The 17,481-nt window shown below is 67.3% G+C and carries 17 protein-coding genes and 1 pseudogene; 6 read left to right on the top strand and 12 right to left on the bottom strand.

The genetic code is table 11. The features are described from left to right. Positions 1-34 precede the first annotated feature (34 nt). From cls to M0765_RS25025, 4 genes are read left to right on the top strand one after another with little or no spacing between them, the layout of a single operon-like run. Positions 35-1,480, top strand: coding sequence for a cardiolipin synthase (cls, locus tag M0765_RS25040; protein ID WP_258506628.1), 1,446 nt, complete (start codon positions 35-37; stop codon positions 1,478-1,480). After that, positions 1,481-2,920, top strand: coding sequence for an exodeoxyribonuclease I (gene sbcB, locus M0765_RS25035; RefSeq protein WP_258506627.1), 1,440 nt, complete (start codon positions 1,481-1,483; stop codon positions 2,918-2,920). A 25-nt stretch (positions 2,921-2,945) separates the two neighbouring features. Next, the gene (locus tag M0765_RS25030; RefSeq protein ID WP_258506625.1) at positions 2,946-3,386 is read left to right on the top strand and encodes a DUF3574 domain-containing protein; all 441 of its coding nucleotides are present in this window, start codon (positions 2,946-2,948) and stop codon (positions 3,384-3,386) included. Continuing rightward, complete coding sequence (locus tag M0765_RS25025; RefSeq protein WP_258506624.1) at positions 3,373-3,924, top strand: GNAT family N-acetyltransferase; 552 nt, start codon at positions 3,373-3,375, stop codon at positions 3,922-3,924. Before M0765_RS25030 ends, M0765_RS25025 begins: the two co-directional genes overlap by 14 nt. A 27-nt stretch (positions 3,925-3,951) precedes the next feature. On the opposite strand, the gene M0765_RS25020 is transcribed toward M0765_RS25025, so the two are convergent. From M0765_RS25020 to M0765_RS24965, 12 genes and pseudogenes are all read right to left on the bottom strand, one after another. Then, complete coding sequence (locus tag M0765_RS25020) at positions 3,952-5,232, bottom strand: amidohydrolase family protein (RefSeq protein ID WP_258506623.1); 1,281 nt, start codon at positions 5,230-5,232, stop codon at positions 3,952-3,954. A gap of 35 nt (positions 5,233-5,267) precedes the next feature. Next, positions 5,268-5,726 (bottom strand): hypothetical protein, encoded by a 459-nt coding sequence (locus M0765_RS25015; RefSeq protein WP_446751574.1) that lies wholly within the window; start codon positions 5,724-5,726, stop codon positions 5,268-5,270. Beyond that, a pseudogene (locus M0765_RS25010) lies at positions 5,726-6,648 on the bottom strand (ABC transporter permease). Before M0765_RS25010 ends, M0765_RS25015 begins: the two are co-directional and overlap by 1 nt. 128 nt (positions 6,649-6,776) lie before the next feature. Then, on the bottom strand, positions 6,777-7,838 hold the full coding sequence (locus M0765_RS25005) for an ABC transporter permease (protein WP_258508449.1): 1,062 nt from the start codon (positions 7,836-7,838) through the stop codon (positions 6,777-6,779). Beyond that, positions 7,838-9,436, bottom strand: a complete 1,599-nt coding sequence (locus M0765_RS25000; protein ID WP_258506621.1) for an ABC transporter ATP-binding protein — start codon at positions 9,434-9,436, stop codon at positions 7,838-7,840. Before M0765_RS25000 ends, M0765_RS25005 begins: the two co-directional genes overlap by 1 nt. A gap of 135 nt (positions 9,437-9,571) precedes the next feature. Continuing rightward, positions 9,572-10,510, bottom strand: coding sequence for a 5'-methylthioadenosine/S-adenosylhomocysteine nucleosidase (locus M0765_RS24995; RefSeq protein ID WP_258506619.1), 939 nt, complete (start codon positions 10,508-10,510; stop codon positions 9,572-9,574). Between the two features lie 14 nt (positions 10,511-10,524). After that, positions 10,525-11,526 (bottom strand): BMP family protein, encoded by a 1,002-nt coding sequence (locus tag M0765_RS24990; protein WP_258506617.1) that lies wholly within the window; start codon positions 11,524-11,526, stop codon positions 10,525-10,527. Positions 11,527-11,607: 81 nt separating this feature from the next. Then, complete coding sequence (gene upp / locus M0765_RS24985) at positions 11,608-12,237, bottom strand: uracil phosphoribosyltransferase (protein WP_013541661.1); 630 nt, start codon at positions 12,235-12,237, stop codon at positions 11,608-11,610. 32 nt (positions 12,238-12,269) lie between these two features. After that, complete coding sequence (locus M0765_RS24980; protein WP_258506614.1) at positions 12,270-13,682, bottom strand: URC4/urg3 family protein; 1,413 nt, start codon at positions 13,680-13,682, stop codon at positions 12,270-12,272. Further along, positions 13,679-15,031, bottom strand: a complete 1,353-nt coding sequence (locus tag M0765_RS24975) for a GTP cyclohydrolase II (RefSeq protein ID WP_258506613.1) — start codon at positions 15,029-15,031, stop codon at positions 13,679-13,681. The genes M0765_RS24980 and M0765_RS24975 overlap by 4 nt, the downstream gene beginning before the upstream one ends. 116 nt (positions 15,032-15,147) lie before the next feature. After that, positions 15,148-15,615, bottom strand: coding sequence for a DUF6152 family protein (locus M0765_RS24970; protein ID WP_258506610.1), 468 nt, complete (start codon positions 15,613-15,615; stop codon positions 15,148-15,150). 19 nt (positions 15,616-15,634) lie between these two features. Then, complete coding sequence (locus M0765_RS24965; RefSeq protein ID WP_258506609.1) at positions 15,635-16,054, bottom strand: hypothetical protein; 420 nt, start codon at positions 16,052-16,054, stop codon at positions 15,635-15,637. Between the two features lie 193 nt (positions 16,055-16,247). Here M0765_RS24965 and M0765_RS24960 point away from each other — a divergent pair, with 193 nt between their 5' ends. Both M0765_RS24960 and M0765_RS24955 read left to right on the top strand, forming a co-directional pair. Further along, positions 16,248-16,829, top strand: a complete 582-nt coding sequence (locus M0765_RS24960) for a sigma-70 family RNA polymerase sigma factor (RefSeq protein ID WP_409514003.1) — start codon at positions 16,248-16,250, stop codon at positions 16,827-16,829. After that, on the top strand, positions 16,826-17,467 hold the full coding sequence (locus tag M0765_RS24955) for a DUF1109 domain-containing protein (RefSeq protein WP_258506608.1): 642 nt from the start codon (positions 16,826-16,828) through the stop codon (positions 17,465-17,467). Before M0765_RS24960 ends, M0765_RS24955 begins: the two co-directional genes overlap by 4 nt. Positions 17,468-17,481: the final 14 nt, after the last annotated feature.

The following is a 17,481-nucleotide window of genomic DNA, read 5'->3' as shown; positions in this document are numbered from 1 at the left end:
TGGGGCCGGAACTTACCCCGTACGCAGTTTTACTTTGATCCTCCCCGAGCTCAGTCAGGAATGGAAAACCGGCCTCTCTTTGGCCTGGAGCGGCTATATCGCCGTGCTGTCGGTCTGGATCGTGATGCAGAAGCGCGCGCCGGTGTCCACGATGAGCTGGATCCTGTCGCTGGCGCTGTTGCCGTTTGCGGGCTTCGTCATCTATTACTTCCTGGGGCCGCAGCGCTTGCGCAAGCAGCGCGTCAAGCGCCTGCGCAGCCGTGCTAAGGCTCATACGCAGGGCGAGCTGGCGCGGCTGCGAGACGCCGCACAGAATGCGCCGCCGGCGCTGCAGCAGATGGCGAGGCTGGGTACCGCAGCTTGCGGGCTGCCGGTTTCCAGCGCCACGGGCGTCGAGCTGCTTTCGGGCGGCGCGCGCACCTTCGACGCCATCTTCGATGCGGTGCGCGAAGCGCAAGACCACATCCACCTCGAGTACTACATCTTCGAGCCTGACAAGATCGGCACTGCGCTGCGCGACCTCTTGGTAGAACGCGCCCGGCAGGGCGTGGCGGTGCGCCTTCTGCTGGACGCGCTGGGTTCCAAGCGCATTGGCCGCAAGTTCATGGCGCCGCTTGTTGCCGCGGGCGTGGAGGTTGCGCTATTCCATGACACGCGCATCGGCCGGCGCCTTCGGCCGGTAACCAACTACCGCACTCACCGCAAGATCGTGGTGTGCGACGGTCGCGTGGGCTTTACCGGCGGCGTCAACATCACCGACGAGGAAGACAAGCGCACGCGGCCCGACGCCTACCACGACGTGCACCTGCGCATCGAGGGCAGCGCGGTACGCTGGCTCCAGACCACCTTTCTCGAAGACTGGGCCTACGCCACCGGCGAAGACCTCCGCAACATGGACCACCTGATGGGCGCCATGCTGCCGCAGGTGGAGGCGGGCGACATTCCTGTGCAAATTGTGACCAGCGGCCCCGACAACATGCTCGAGCCCATCCACCGCATGCATGTGGAGGCCATTCATTCGGCCAGCGAACGCGCCTGGCTCACCACCCCGTACTTCGTGCCCGGCGAGCCCGCGATGATGGCGCTCACCAGCGCGGCGCTGCGCGGCGTCGACGTGCGCCTGCTGGTGCCTCGCCGCAGCGATTCGGCCATTGTGAGCGCCGCCGCGCGCTCCTATTTCGACGAACTGATTGCGGCCGGCGTGAAGGTGTGGGAGTACAAGGCGCGCATGCTGCACTCCAAGACCTTGGTGGTCGACGACCATTGCGCGATGATCGGTACCGCAAATTTCGACAACCGCAGCTTCAGGCTCAATTTCGAGGTGAGCGCAGTGGTCTACGGGCCCGAGCTGGCGCGCCCCTTGGCGGCGCAGTTCGAAACCGACCTCCACAGTTCCGGCGCGGTGCGCGCCAACCGCCCGCAGAGTTTCTGGCGCCGCCTTGGCGACGCGATTGCACGATTGTTTTCTCCCCTGCTCTGAATGAACCACACCTTTCTCTGGCACGACTACGAAACCTTCGGCGCCGTGCCGCGCCGCGACCGGCCTTCGCAATTCGCCGCCATTCGCACCGACGCGGAGCTGAACGAGATCGGCGAGCCGCTGATGATCTATTGCAAGCCGGCGCCCGACTACCTGCCCAGCCCTGAGGCCTGCCTGATCACCGGCATCACGCCGCAGGTCTGCCTGGAGCGCGGCATTCCAGAGCATGCCTTCGCCGCGCAGATCGAGAAGGCCTTCTCTCAGCCCGGCACCATCGGCGTGGGCTACAACACCATCCGCTTCGACGACGAGGTCACGCGCTTTTTGTTCTGGCGCAATCTCATCGACCCCTATGCGCGCGAATGGCAGAACGACTGCGGCCGGTGGGACCTGCTCGACGTGGTGCGCCTGACCTACGCGCTGCGGCCCGACGGCATCGAGTGGCCGAAGAAGGAAGACGGCAAGCCCAGCTTCAAGCTCGAGGACCTAGCGCGCGCCAACGGATTGCTGCATGAATCTGCGCACGATGCGCTTTCCGACGTGCGCGCCACCATCGCGCTGGCCCGGCTGATTCGCGAGCGCCGGCCCAAGCTCTTCGAATTCGCCTTCGGCCTGCACAAGAAGGACCGCGTGGCCAGCGAACTCGGTCTGCCGGCCATGCGGGAAACGGCCAAGCCTTTCCTGCACATTTCGGGCATGTTCCCGGTCGAGCGCGGGTGCCTCAGCGTGATGTGGCCGCTTGCGAGTCACCCGACGAACAAGAACGAACTCCTCGCCTGGGATCTGGCGCACGACCCGAGCGAGCTGCGCGACATCGACGTGGAGACCCTGCGCCTGCGCCTTTTCACGCGCACCGCAGACCTGCCCGAAGGCGTGGTCCGCCTGCCGCTGAAGGGCATTCACCTCAACAAGTCGCCGATGGTCGTCGGCAACCTGCGCACGCTGGCGCCCGCCATGGCCGAGCGCTGGAACGTCGATCTCGACGCGGCCATGCGGCACGCGGCCATCGCACGCGACCTGCCCGACATGAGCGCCATCTGGTCGCAGGTGTACGCCCGCCCCAAGGAGGCCACGCCGGATGTGGACGAAGACCTGTATGGCGGCTTCGTCGGCAATGCGGACAGGCGCCGGCTGAACCAGCTGCGCGCGCTGTCGCCCGAGGAACTCGCGAAGGACCGTACCGGTTTTGACGATGGCCGCCTCGAGGAAATCCTCTTCCGCTACCGGGCGCGCAATTGGCCGGAGCTTCTCAGCCCCGAGGAAACCGAACGCTGGGAGGCGCTGCGCGTCGCGCGGCTCTTCAAGGGCGAGGGCGGGGCGCGCACTATCGAAATGCTGTTCAGCGAAGTCGATGCGCTGTCTGAAACGGCGGACGAGCGCGGCGAAGAAATTCTTGGTGCGCTGTACGAGTACGCCGAGGCCATCGCGCCGGAAGCCTGAGGCAACCGACCCGGTGAGCCGCACCATGCGTCCGATCGTCACCCGCCTGCGCCTGGCAGCTTCGGCCGCAACGCTAGCCATGCTCGCCGGATGCAGCACCCTGCCATCCGCGCCCGGACCCTCCACGGCCTGCACAGCCGGCTTCAACGCTTTGGAACGCGACACCCTGTACTTCGGCCGCGCCATTCCCGCCGGCGGGCAGGTGTCGAACGCGCAGTGGACCGCTTTCCTCGATTCGGTCGTGACGCCGGCCTTTCCGAAAGGCCTCACCGTGATCGATGCCGCGGGGCAGTGGCGCGGCGAATCGGGCAACGTGGTGCGCGAGCCCTCCAAGCTCGTGGTGCTGCTGCACTCGCGTAGCGCCGACGACGATGCCGCCATCGCACGCATCATCGACACCTACAGGCAGCGCTTCGGCCAGGAGGCCGTGCTGCAGGAAAGGCAGTCCGTCTGTGTCCGCTTCTGAAGAAAACGACCACAACGCCGTTCGCCGCCTGGCGGCGGTCGATGCTGCGGCCTACCGCGCCTTGATGCTCGACGCCTATGCCACGCACCCCAGCGCCTTTACCACGACGGTGGAAGAGCGCTCTGGCCTGCCGCTTGGGTGGTGGGAAGAACGGCTGGGTTCGGATGCAGGCGAGGCCAGCGTGGTCTATGGCGCCTTCGACGAGGCGGGCGTGCTGGTGGGCGCGGCGGGCTTGAGCTTCGAAGCGCGGCAGCGTGCCCGCCACAAGGCCACGCTCTTCGGCATGGCCGTGGCGGCGTCCGCGCGCCGCGCCGGCTTCGGCCGGCGGCTGGTGCTTGCGGTGCTGGCGCATGCGCGCGCAATCGAAAGGCTGCGGCTGGTTCAGCTCACCGTCACCGAGGGCAACAGCACCGCGCAAGCCCTCTACGAGCGCTGCGGGTTCCAGATTTTCGGCGTGGAGCCGCTGGCCATTGCGGTCGATGGCGCCTTGCTGGCCAAGGTGCACATGTGGTGCGACCTCAGGGCCTCGCCTGCGTAGAGTGCCTGCGCGGCGGCAAGCGCAAAGCTAGGGCTTGCGAATCATCCAGCTGGTGGCCTGCTCGCGGCCCAGAAGGTGCAGCGCGGCGGTGGCGGCCGGCGTTTCCGCCAGCAACTTTCCCTTGCGGAACACCTTGAGCCTGGTGGCGCGCAGCCGAATCGCTTCGACCGCATCGCGCGCCTGCAGCAGCACAAAGCTCGCGTCGCAGCCCGCTTCGATGCCGTAGCCTTCAAGGTGCATCACGCGCGCGGCGTTCGTGGTCACGGCCTCGAAGCATTGGCGGATGCCGGCGTGGCTCGTCATCTGCGCCACGTGCAACCCCATGTGCGCCACCTCGAGCATGTCGCCCGAACCCATGCCGTACCACGGATCCATCACGCAGTCGTGGCCGAAGGCGACGTTCACGCCCGCGGCCATCAGCTCGGGCACCCGGGTCATGCCGCGGCGCTTGGGGTAGGTGTCGTGGCGGCCCTGCAGGGTGATGTTGATCAGCGGGTTCGAAACGACGCTGACGCCGCTCTGCGCGATGAGCGGCAGCAGCTTGCTCACGTAGTAGTTGTCCATCGAGTGCATCGACGTGCAATGCGAGCCCGTCACGCGGCCCCGCATGCCCAGTCGCCAGGTTTCGGCGGACAGCGTCTCGATGTGGCGCGAGAGCGGATCGTCAGACTCGTCGCAATGCATGTCGACCAGCTTGCCGCGCTCGGCCGCAAGCTCCATCAGCAGTGTGACGCTGGCCGCGCCATCGGCCATGGTGCGCTCGAAATGCGGAATGCCGCCGACCACGTCCACACCCTTGTCGAGCGCGCGCTTCAGGTTGTCGACACCGCCGGCCGAGCGCAGCACGCCGTCCTGCGGAAACGCGACGAGCTGCAGGTCGAGGTACGGCGCGACCTGGCGCTTGACCTCGAGCAGCGCGTCGACCGCGAGCAGGCTGGGGTCGCTCGTGTCCACATGCGATCGCACGGCCAGCAGGCCCTTGGCCACTGCCCAGTCGCAATACGCCAGCGCACGCTCGATCAGCGCATCGGCCTTGAGCAGCGGCTTGAGCTCGCCCCACAGCGCAATGCCTTCGAGCAGCGTGCCGCTTTCGTTGACGCGCGGCAGGCCGTAGCTCAGCGTGGCGTCCATGTGGAAATGCGGATCGATGAAGTGGGGCGCAAGCAGAAGGCCTTGTGCATCCAGCTTTTCGTGCGCCGGTGCGTCCAGGCCCGCTGTGACTTCGGCGATGCGGCCGCCCTGCACGGCAATCGACATGCCGGTGCGGCCGTCGGGGAGGGTGGCGTTGGTGATGAGGAGGTCGAGCATCGTGGGAGGTGTTCTTGTGTGTCGGCTGCGTGCGTTCAGCGCGTGCGCTGCGCCCGGTAGCGGTACTGTCCCGGTGCCGGGCCGACCTCGATGGTCACGCGGCGCAGCTTGTCGTCGTGGCCGGACGCGGCCTTGGCCGTGACCACGATGCCGCGCGGCGTCGCGCGGCAGGCGAGGTCGGTGAGTGCAATCTCGGAATGGTCGTTGTCGAGCTCGGCAATGGCCAGTGTGTGATCGGCATGCAGGCTGCCATTGGCATCGCGCGTCATCCGCTGCACGTAAAGGAAAGATTGTGCGTACTGGTCGGCGTGAACAACGCGGTAGGTGCCCTCGTGGTTCTTGCCCCAGGTGCCGCACAGCTGCACCCAGGTGACCGAATCGGGCGTCTTGAAGGTGTCGTAGCCGAGGTCGCTGCCCAGTGCATGGGCGCCGGCGCCGCACAAGGTAGCCAGGATGGCGAGCAGCATCTTTCGCACTGCGGCAGCGCGCGGCATCAGCGCTCTCCCTTCCGATAAGGCTTCATCAGCGCCTGCGGATAGCTGGCCTTGCGCGCCACCAGCACCAGCGCCAGGATCGACAGCAGGTAGGGCAGCATCAGGTAGATTTGGTAGGGCAGCACGGCATCGCCCGATTGTTGCAGCCGCAGCTGCAGCGCGTCGAAGAACGCGAACAGCAGCGCCCCAGCAGGGCCTTGCCGGGCCGCCATGAGGCGAACACCACCAGCGCCACGCAGATCCAGCCGCGGCCGTTCACCATGTTGAAGAAGAAAGCGTTGAACGCGGAGAGCGTGAGAAACGAGCCGGCCATGCCCATCAGCGCCGAACCCGCGACGATGGCCCCGGTGCGCGTGCCCGCGACCGATACGCCCTGGCTCTCGGCCGCCTGCGGGTTCTCGCCGACCATGCGCAGCGCCAGGCCGAGCGGCGTGCGGTACAGCACCCATGCGATGGCCGGCACGAGCAGCAGCGCGAACAGGGTGAGCGAGGTCTGCGCATTCAGGATGGGCAGCGGCAGCCAGTCCATGGGCGCGAAAGGCGTGATGGTCGGCGGCGTGTTCACTTTCGGAAAGCTCACGCGGTAGCCGAAGTAGCTGAGCGCAGTGGCCAACAGCGTGATGCCAAGCCCCGAGACGTGCTGTGACAGAGCGAGTCCGACGGTGAGAAAGGCATGCAACAGCCCGAACACCATTCCGGTGAGCGCAGCCACGGCCACGCCGGCCCACAGCGGCACGCCGGCATACACCGCGAGCCATCCGGTGAACGCGCCTGCCACCATGATTCCCTCGATGCCCAGGTTGAGCACGCCCGCGCGTTCGCACAACAGCACGCCCAGCGTGCCGAGGATGAGCGGCGTGGCGATGCGCAATACCGCGACCCAGAAGGCAGGGTTGGCGAGAATGTCGAGCAGGTCGGTCATGGGGAGTTTCTCCCTCCCCTTTCGGGGAGGGCCGGGGTGGGGGCAGACGGCGTTCGAGGTGGAAGCCGATGCCCCCATCCCAGCCTTCCCCAGCGGGGGAAGGAGCAAGACCGAAGAGGGCGGCGTTGTCATTTCCTCCGTACCCGGTACTGCGTCAGCAGCGTTGCCACCAGCACTGCGATCAGCGAGGCCGCCACGATCACGTCGGCGATGTAGGTCGGCACGCCCACGGCGCGGCTCATGGTGTCTGCACCGACCAGCACGCCCGCCACGAACACGCCGGCGGCAATCACGCCCAGCGGATGCAGCCCGGCCAGCATTGCGATCACGATGCCGGTGTAGCCGTAGCCCGGCGACATGTCGAGCGTGACATAGCTGGTGCGGCCCGCCACCTCGATGGCGCCGGCCAGTCCGGCCAGCGCGCCGGAAAGCAGCGCCACCATGACCACGGTGCGCGTCACCGGCACGCCCGCAAACTCGGCCGCACGCGCATTGGCGCCCACCGCGCGAATGTCGAAGCCCAGCACCGTGTACTTGAAGATCGCCCAGACGATCACCGCGAGCGACACCGCCCAGAGCAGCCCGGTGTGCACACGCGTTTGCGAAACCAGCTTGCCGAGCTCCAGGTCGGGCTGCAGCGACACGCTCTGCGGCCACCCCATGGCGGTCGGGTCCTTCATCGGCCCGTCGAGCAGCGCCGACACGCCGAGCAGCACGATGAAGTTGATCAGCAGCGTGGTCACCACCTCGTCGACGCCGAGCTTGTTCTTCATCAGTGCCGGGCCGAGCAGCAGCAGGGCGCCGGCCACAGCGGCGGCCAGCATCATCAGCGGGAACAGCAGCCATGGCTGAAGCTCGAAGCCCGTGCCGCCGTGCATGCCGCCCACGGCCACCGCGGCAAGCGCGCCGGCGAACAGCTGCCCCTCGGCGCCGATGTTGAAGAGCCGTGCCTTGAACGCGACCGTCGCGGCCAGGCCGGTAAGAATGAGCGGGATCGCGCGCGTGAGCGTCTCGCTCCAGGCGAACACAGAGCCGAAGCCGCCCTGCAGCAGCAGCGCGTAGGTGCGGCCGACCGGCGCGCCGGCCCAGAGCACGAGCAGCGCGCTCACCAGCATGGTGAACAGCACCGCGCCGATGGGGGCCAGCACCAACGCGGCACGCGATGTTTCGTGGCGTCTTTCGAGCCGCATCATGGCCGGGCCTTCCCGCGCGAGGCGTCAGTCGCGCCGGCCATTGCCAGGCCGATGGCTTCACGTGTCCATGCCGAGGCCGGGCGCGCCTCGCCCAGGTGGCCGCCGTGCATCACGGCCACGCGGTCGCCGAGTGCCAGCACTTCGTCGAGGTCGTCCGAAATCACCAGCACCGCCGCGCCGGCATCGCGCGCGGCAATGAGCTGCTGCTGCACATAGGCCACGGCGCCGATGTCCAGGCCCCAGGTCGGCTGGTGCGCGACGATGAGGCGCGGTGCGCGGGTCGGGTATTTCCTATTGTCGGCATCTTCTGCCTGCTCGGGCGCGAGCAATGCGCGTCCGAGGATCAATTTCTGCATATTCCCGCCGGAGAGCGAACGCGCCGGGGACATCAGGCCGGCGCCGCGCACGTCGAATGCTTTTTCGATGCGCCGCGCATGCACTCGCGCGGCCGCGCGTCGCACGAACACGGACCAGCGCGAAAACACCGGGCTGCGCAGTCGCTCCGACACCGCGTTCTCCCACACCGGCAGGTCGCCGACCACGCCGACTGCGTGCCGGTCCTCGGGAATGCGTGCCACCCCGCGCTGCACCAGACGAGAGGGCGAGGGCGGCAGCGCGCGGCCCATCAGCAGGGCCGTGCCGGAGACAGCGCGGCGTGTGCCGCACAGCAGTTCGGCCAACGCGACCTGTCCGTTGCCGGAGACGCCCGCAATGGCGGTGATCTCCCCGCCGCGCAGCGTGAGCGAAACCTCCCGAAGCGGGCTTGAATGGTCTTGCGCGCCGCTCTTGGCCGATGCGGTGCTCACACGGTCGAGCACGCAGACCGCATCGCCGACAGATCCGGCGGGCCGCCGCTGCGGCGCTTCGACCGCATGACCGACCATCCACAACGCGAGTTGCGCCTGAGTGGTGTCGGCAGTGCGCGCCTCGGCCACCAGCTTGCCGCCGCGCAGCACGGCAATGCGCCGCGATACCCGCAGCACCTCGCCCAGTTTGTGGCTGATGAAGATCACCGAGAGGCCCTGCGCCACCATCTGCGCGAGCGTGGCGAACAAGGCTTCGCTTTCCTGCGGCGTCAGCACGGCAGTCGGCTCATCCAGGATGAGAATGCGCGCGCCGCGGTACAACGCCTTCAGTATCTCGACGCGCTGCCGTTCGCCGACGGAGAGGCTGCCGATCTTCGCGTCAGGCTGCACCGGCAGGCCGAAGCGCTGTGCCACTTCGAGCAACCGGGCGCGAGCCGCGGTGCGGCGCGAGAACACGCGCCAGAGCGGCTCCGTGCCCATCATCACGTTGTCGAGCACGCTCAGGTTGTCGGCCAGCGTGAAGTGCTGGTGCACCATGCCCACGCCCGCCGCCAGCGCCGCCTTGGGGTTGCCCGGAGGCAAGGGCGCGCCGAACGCCTCGATGCTGCCTTCGTCGGCCACGTAGTGCCCGAACAGGATGGACATCAGCGTCGACTTGCCCGCGCCGTTCTCGCCGAGCAACGCGAGCACTTCGCCGGCCTGCAGGTCGAGGGAGATGGCGTCGTTGGCGACGAGGGAGCCGAAACGCTTGGTGATGCCTTGCAGGCGGAGAACAGTAGTGCCGTTCATGAAGGTCTTGCTCCTTCCCCCGCTGGGGGAAGGCTGGGATGGGGGCAAACAGCGCTCATAACGTCACTGCGATTGATCGAGCGCCGCATGCCCCCACCCCGACCCTCCCCGGAAGGGGAGGGAGTGAAGGCAGGGTCACTTCCATGCAGCCAGGAACGCCAGCATGACCTTGGCCGAGTTGTCGGCCGCAATGCCCATGAAGGTGCCCATTTCGTTCGCGCCTTCGCCGCCGCCGGCCAGGTCGCTGAGCGAGCGGAAGGCGATGTACGGCACGCCATTGCTGTAGGCCACCATGCCCACGGCCGCGGTTTCCATGTCGAGCACGTTGGCCTGGAAGGTCTTGAAGGTGTACTCGCGGTAGGCCTTGTTGTCCATGAAGGCCTGGCCCGAAACACCATTGCCGCCCACGACGAGCTGGGGCTTGCGCGCCAGGCACTTGCCGGCACTGCAGTTCGCCAGGTCGACGTTGCGGATGCTGCGCGCCACCTCGAGCATCTTCGGATCGGCTTCGAACCAGAACTTGCGCTCGATGCCCGGCTTTGCAGCCGAGCGCACCTCTACCGGACGCGGATGCATCATGCCGAAGTTGGGCAGCGTGGCATCCTTGATGAACGGCGGCGCGGTGAACTTGCCCGGCGCGGTTTCGCGCGCCATCAGCACCTCAAGGTACTGGCCCCACTGGGCGGGCACCGTGACGTCGCCGACATGCAGCGATGGGTTCACCCCACCCGCAATGCCGCTGAACACGATGCTGGTCACCCGAAAGCGGTCGAGCACCAGCTGCGTGTTCATCGTCGCATTGGTCATGCTGATGCCCGAGAGGAACAGCACCACGGGCTTGCCTTCCAGCGTGCCGGTGGTGAACTCGACGCCGTTGACGCTGTGCCTGGCCGGCCCCTCCAGTCGGCTCAGCAACAGCTTGAGCTCAGGCTCGAAGGCCGAGATCACCGCGATGCGCGGCGTGTCGTCCAGCCGGATGCCGCTGGCGGTGGCACCGCCGGGCTTGTAGACACCGGCGCAGCCCGCAAGACCGATGGCCAGCACGCCGGCCGCAAGAAGAGAACGCCAGCGCATCTTCAACGGTCCTCTCACTTGGCGGTCGATTTGGGCTGGGAGTCGTCGACCTTGATGGTGACCTTGCCCGCCAGGATGTCAGCTTGCTTGGCCTTGACCTTGGCGACGATGTCGGCCGGAACCTTCTTCTCGAAAGTGCCGAGTGGCGCGAGCTCGGAGCCCTTGTGTTTCATGGTCGAGTAAACGCCGTAGTCCTCGGCGGCAAACTTGCCTTCCTTCACGAGCTTGATTGCGCGGTCGGCCGAGGGCTCGAAGTTCCACAGGGCCGAGGCAACCACCGTGTCGGGGTACTGCGCCTGCGTGTCGATCACATTGCCGATGGCGAGCTTGCCTTTTTCCTTGGCCGCGTCGGAGACGCCGAAGCGCTCGGCGTACATCACGTCCGCACCCTTGTCGATCATCGCGAAAGCCGCTTCCTTGGCCTTCGGCGGATCGAACCAGCTGTTGATGAAGCTCACGCTGAACTCGACCTTGGGGTTGGTTTCCTTCGCGCCGACCATGAACGCGTTCATGAGCCGGTTCACCTCGGGAATCGGAAAGCCGCCGACCATGCCGATGCGGTTGCTCTTGGTCATGCCGCCGGCCACCATGCCGCTCAGGTACGCCGGCTCCTGGATGTAGTTGTCGAACACGCTGAAGTTGGGCGCCTGCGGCTTGAGCGACGAGCCCATCAGGAAGGCGACCTTCGGAAAGTCCTTGGCCACCTTGCGTGCCGCCGCTTCCACGCCGAACACTTCACCTAGGATCAGCTGGTTGCCGCCCGTGGCGTACTCGCGCATCACGCGCTCGTAGTCGGCATTGCTGACGTTCTCGGTCGCCTTGTATTCGATCTCGCCGCGCGCCTCGGCAGCCTTGAGCGCCTTGTGGATGCGGCCCACCCATTGCTGCTCGAAGGGCACGGTGTACACCGCCGCCACCTTGAGCTTGGCCTGCGCCAGCGCAAGGCCGGGTGCGCCCGCCGCAAGGGCCGCGGCAATGGCGGCGGAACGAATGATCAACTGACGGCGTGCTGTCACGGTGCTTCTCCTCGAGGTATGAAAATCTTCTTGTTGCCGACAGAATCGCGCGGTCGCTCGCCGCCGCCCGAGGCGCCGGCTTTACTTCGTGCCGAAAATTCTGTCGCCGGCGTCGCCAAGGCCCGGCAGGATGTAGCCGTGGCTGTTCAGCTCGCGGTCGATTGCGGCGGTGTAGATCGGCACGTCGGGGTGGGCCTTCTGCATGGTGGCCACGCCTTCGGGGCAGGTCAGCAGGCAGACGAACTTGATCGATTTCGGGTTCAGCTCTTTCAGGCGCTCGACCGCAGCCACCGCCGAGTTGCCGGTGGCCAGCATCGGGTCGACCACGATCACGTCGCGGTTCTCCATTTCGCCCGGCATCTTGAAGTAGTACTCGACGGCCGTGAGCGTCTTGGGATCGCGGTACAGGCCGATGTGGCCGACGCGCGCGCCCGGCACCACGGTGAGCATGCCGTCCAGAATGCCGGTGCCCGCGCGGAGGATGGACACCAGCACCAGCTTCTTGCCGTCGATGACCTTGGCCTGCATGGTCTCGAGCGGGGTCTCCACTTCGATGTCCTGCATCGGCATGTCGCGCGTGACCTCATAGGCCATGAGCATGCTGATTTCGTTCAGGAGCCGCCGAAAGCTGTTGGTGGAAGCGTCCTTGCGGCGCATCAGCGTGAGCTTGTGCTGGACGAGGGGGTGGTCGACGAGATGGACGTTGCTCATTTGATTTTTCTGCCGTTGCTGGACCCGCGAGTCTAAAAGACGGTGCCGTCGCTTTCGATCAGGAGCGGTGGCGCTCCGTCACGCAAGCGCTGTGCCAGCACGCGGCCCGCCGCCCAGGTGCCGCCCTCGAGCACGCAGGCCAGCGGCAGTTCCTCCTCGGTGCGGTCGAGCATCTTGCGCACGCGCGGCGCCAGCTCGTCGAGCAGCGCCACGGTGAGTGCTCGCCATTCGACGATGAACTCGTCTCCGGCTTTCCAGGTGCGCGCAAGAGAAGCCGGGTCTTTCGGCACGATCACGCCGCTGTCGATCAGGAGGCCGCCGTTGCGGTATTCGGGCAGGGCGGTGAGTGCATCGAGCTGGCGCACCTTCACGCCCGCCCACTCGAAGGGCTCGAGCAGCGAATAGGTGAGCCATTGCGAGAGTTTGTGGAACGGCATCCATCCGTTGGTGAGGCCGGGCCCGCGCACCGCGCTGTGGCGCCAGCAGTCGCCAAGCGCAAGGGCCGGGTCGCTCGAACCGATGCCGCCCGTGGTGTCGCTGCCGTCGACGGCAATGCTGTCGATGGAGTTGGCCGAGGGCCAGATGCGCGAGAGCGTTTCGAGCAGCAGCGACAGGATCTGGTGCGCGGTGATTTCTGCTGTGGGCGGTGCGGCAGCGCCGAAAGGAGCGACCAGCGCGTCGAACATGCCGGCCGGCCGTCCGTCGTCGCCGAAGGTTTCGGGCTGTTCGCTCATCGCTTCGCCCAGGCGGCGCAGCAGCACGGTGCGGCCGGCAAGGCCCACCAGCGGATTGACGTCGCTCACCTGGAAGGCATCCCCGAGCCGGTCGGTGACCAGGCCGCGCAGTCCGGCCGCATCGGCTTGCAGCGGATGGTCCGGGTCGGACGAGAAAAGCCCGCTCGTGAAGGCATGGAAGCTCGCCACGCCCAGGCCTTCGGATCGCGTGAAACGCTGGCCCGTGGCCGGCTCGGTGTAATGCCAGTTGGGGCCGGCGCCGGCATCGAGCAGCACGCTCACCAGCACCAGGTCGATGTGGGCGCGGGCCCGCTGGCGGGCGTCGATGTGGTCGCCGAGCAGTGCGTCGAGCTGCTTCAGCCGGTCGACGCCGCCAGCCTCGAAGTGGCGCCAGCGGCTGTGATACGGAATGGTGTCCCATGGGTAGCGCTCGCGCGTGACCTCGGCCACGGCGCGGGCCGCGTCGTCCGCTGCATCGTCGCCGCCGATGCGAAACCATCGCGACTCGCCGCTGCGTGCGCGAGCGAGCAGCGCGGCCGCGCGCTCGCGAATGGCACCGGTGGTGCGCAAGAGGGTGGCGGCGCCCGCGGGGCGGCTGGTGTCGGGCGCGAATTCGGTCGCCGGATCGATGTCGCCCGCGCTGCCGTCCGGCAGGTTGCCCGATCCGTCCACGGGCAGGTATTTGTTGCTGTGTTCCTTGTTGTCGCTCATTCGCTCAATCCCCGGCCTTTGGCCTTCTTGAGTTCTTCGGCGGTCGGCACCGGGCCGGGCGTGAAGTAGCCGGCGGCCATCTTCGCGTCCATCTCGACCCGGGCGTCGGCCGGAATCAGTTCGTCCGGAATGTTCACGCGCTCGCCGATCTCGATGCCCGAGCCGGTGATCGCGTCGAACTTCATGTTGCTCATCGACACGAGCCGATGGATTTTCTTGATGCCGAGCCAGTGGAAGACGTCCGGCATCAGTTCCTGGAAGCGCATGTCCTGCACGCCGGCCACGCACTCGGTGCGTGCGAAATACTGGTCGGCCGTGTCGCCGCCCACCTGGCGCTTGCGCGCGTTGTAGACCAGGAACTTGGTTACCTCGCCGAGGGCGCGGCCTTCCTTGCGCGAATAGGCGATCAGGCCCACGCCGCCGCGCTGCGCGCCCTGGATGCATTCTTCGATGGCGTGCGTGAGATAGGGGCGGCAGGTGCAGATGTCGGAGCCGAACACGTCGGAGCCATTGCACTCGTCGTGGATGCGCGCGGTGAGCTCCACCTCCGGGTTGGCCAGGTCGCGCGGGTTGCCGAAGATGTAGAGCGTCTGCCCGCCGATGGGCGGCAGGAAGACCTCGAGGTCGGAGCGAGTGACAAGCTCGGGGTACATGCCGCCGGTTTCCTCGAACAGCGTGCGCCGCAGGTCGGTCTCTGAGCAGCCGAATCGCCGCGCCACTTCGGGCAGGTACCACACGGGTTCGATGGCGGCCTTGGTCACCATGGCGGCACCGCCGGTGGTGAGAAAGTGGCCGTCGGCCTTGAGCCGGCCGCTTTGCAGCGCCTCGATCACCTCGGGCAGGATCACGTGCGCCTTGGTGATGGCAATGGTCGGGCGAATGTCGTAGCCCGCCGCCAGCTCGGTGGAAAACACATCGGCCACCAGCGCGCCCCAGGGGTCGAGCGAAACGATGCGGCCCGGCTCGCTCCACTGCGGATAGGGGCCGATCACGTCGGTGGGCGCGGTGTTGGTGAGGTCGGCCTTGTGTTCGCGCTTGAGCGCGCCTGCCGCCACGGCAAGCGCACGGTAGACGCTGTAGGAGCCGCTGTGCGTGCCGATGACGTTGCGGTGCGCCCGCTTGGTGGTCGTGCCGACCACCGGCCCGCGCTCGGTGGCGGTGGCCGCGCCCCATCGGATGGGCAGCGCACCGAAGCCGCCGGCATGGGAGGTCAGCCGGATATGGCCGGTCGACGAGGAAGCGTGGAGCGGGGGAAGGGGAGAGACGGAGATCGCCGGATCCGCGGAAATGCCAGGGGTCGCGGGAGGCGCCGAGATGGAGGAACGGGTCGCTGTGCTATCTGCGGACATTGGAGGCCCTCAAAAAATGCAATGTACCGATGAGCCGCGCCGCTGGCAAGCAGCGGCGCGCTCATGGCGATTGCCTTCGCGGGCACTCGCGGAGCACGCCCGGGGAGGGGCCTGCTTCAGGCGGGCGAGGAGCGCAGTCCGTAGGCCTTGCCGCCGACGAAGAGGTATTCGGCGCGCAGCACCGGATCGCCTTTTTCGCCGGTGAAGGTGAAGCCCAGCACCGAGACGGGAGTGCCGGGCTTGATCTCCTCGACGCCCCACGCTTGAAGACGCGTGAGAGGGGCCAGCTCGACAAGCCACTTGCGGTCGCGGCGGGTGGGCAACTGGGCCTTGGCCAGCAACCCGGGGCCGTCGACGGCCGTGCTCTGCTTGGGCAGCGGGCGCTGCTTCAGGTCGGCGGGCAAGGTCGGGTTCTCGGGCAGTTCCAGCTCCAGCTCGCCATGAGGGTTGCGCCACATGACCTTGGTTGCGCGGCCCTCCAGGTAGAGCGGGCGGTCCTGGTCGAAACTGCTCCAGCCGTGGTGAGCCCACGCCGGAAGGGCCAGGCCCAGCGAACCGGCAACGAACATGCGCCTTTGCATCATCTCGGACTCCTTGTTCAGTTCAGATGTAAGCGATCCAACGCCCGCAGATGATGACAGCGAGCCAAAACCCCAACGACAGCAGGCATTGCACCTTGGGTATGGCGCCGGTGGCCGCAAGGCCGCCGCGCGCGTGGAACCAGGCGGCGTTGGCGCCGGCCAGGCAGATCATGAGCAGCTTGACGCGGAATGCCGAGTTGGCGAGCAGTTCGCCGGGCTGGCTGGCAAACATCGTGAGGCCCGTCGCGGCGCACAGGCCAAAACCGGCCAGCGCCGGCAGCAGCGTAAGGCGGGCCAAATGGCTTTGCGACAGTTCCTTGCCCACGCCGAGCACGCGCAGCTCGAACACAAGCAGCCCGCCGAACAGCATGGCAATGCCCACGATATGCACCACCTCCAGCGCCGGATAGGCCCAGGGGTGCGAAGCGAGGCCGGCCAGCATTCGCGTGCCTCAGCTGCGGGCTGAAGCCGGATCAGGGGCCAAGGGGCATGCGGCAGCAGGTGGCACGGGCGCTCCTTCAGTGGGTTCGGGCGAGCTTAGCCCAGGACGCGACGCGGCGGGCGCCGGGGTCCGGCGGGTAACGGCACAATCCGGCGGAACCTTTTTCTTGAACGGGCTGTAACCAGCCGGTCCGATGGCACGAAACACTATGGACAGCAGGACGCGAATGAGCGACGCCGAGGCGGCGTTGCGGAGCCTGTTCCTGCGGGGCCTTGCCGGCGACGCAGCGGCTTACCGCGAATTCCTGCAAAAACTCAGTGCGCACTTGCGCGCTTTTCTGGGCAAGCGCCTTTTCGGCTGGCCCGACGAAGTGGAAGATCTTGTCCAGGAATGCCTGCTCGCCATGCACAACCAGCGCCATACCTACCAGAGCGACCAGCCGCTGACGGCCTGGGTGCATGCGATTGCACGCTACAAGATGATCGACCTGCTGCGCGCCAAGTCGGCACGCGAAGCGCTGCATGATCCACTGGACGATGACCTGGCCGTGTTCGCCGAATCGGCCATCGACGCCAGCGATGCGCGCCGCGACATCGGCGGCCTGCTGCAGACCCTGCCTGAGCGCCAGCGCCTGCCCATCGTGCATGTGAAGCTCGAAGGCCTTTCGGTGGCCGAAACGGCAAGCCTCACCGGCATGTCGGAATCGGCCGTGAAGGTCGGCATTCACCGCGGCCTCAAGGCGCTCGCGGCCAGACTCAGGAGCAAGACGCCATGAAAACCGATGATCTCGTGGCCATGCTGGCCACCGGTGCCGCGCCCGCGCCGCGCCGCGCCGCCGGGCGGCGCCTGGCGCTTGCCGTGCTGGCCGGCGTACCGCTGTCGTTCGCCATCCTGTTCACCGAATACGGTGTTCGCCGCGATCTGGTGCAGGCCATGTTCTGGCCGATGTTCTGGGTCAAGGTGCTGTTTCCGCTGTGCATTGCCGCGGCGGCCTTCGTGGCGGTGCAGCGCCTCGCGCGCCCGGGCGTTCCGGTGCGGCGCGCCTGGATCGGCATTGCCGTGCCGCTGCTCGTGGTGTGGGTGCTGGCGGCGATGTCGTGGTTCAACGCGCCGCCCGAAGAACGCATGCCGCTGCTCATGGGCGAGTCGTGGCGCATCTGCGCGGTCAGCATCGGGCTCATGGCGCTGCCCGTCTTCGCGGCGGCGCTGGTGGCGTTGCGGGGGCTGGCGCCCACGCGTCCGGCCTTGGCGGGCGCGGCCGCGGGCGGTCTTGCGGGCGGGGTGGGTGCCGCCGTGTACGCGCTGCACTGCATGGAGCTGACGGCACCGTTCCTCGCGGTCTGGTACGTCAGCGGCATTGCGGTGCCTGTGGTGCTGGGCGCGGTGCTGGGCCCCCGCTTGCTGCGCTGGTAAATCGCGCCGAGATC

This window comes from Variovorax sp. S12S4, assembly GCF_023195515.1.
Taxonomy (GTDB): Bacteria; Pseudomonadota; Gammaproteobacteria; order Burkholderiales; family Burkholderiaceae_C; genus Variovorax.
Note: the sequence above shows the minus strand (reverse complement) of the source record. Positions and strands in the feature narration are given on the sequence as shown.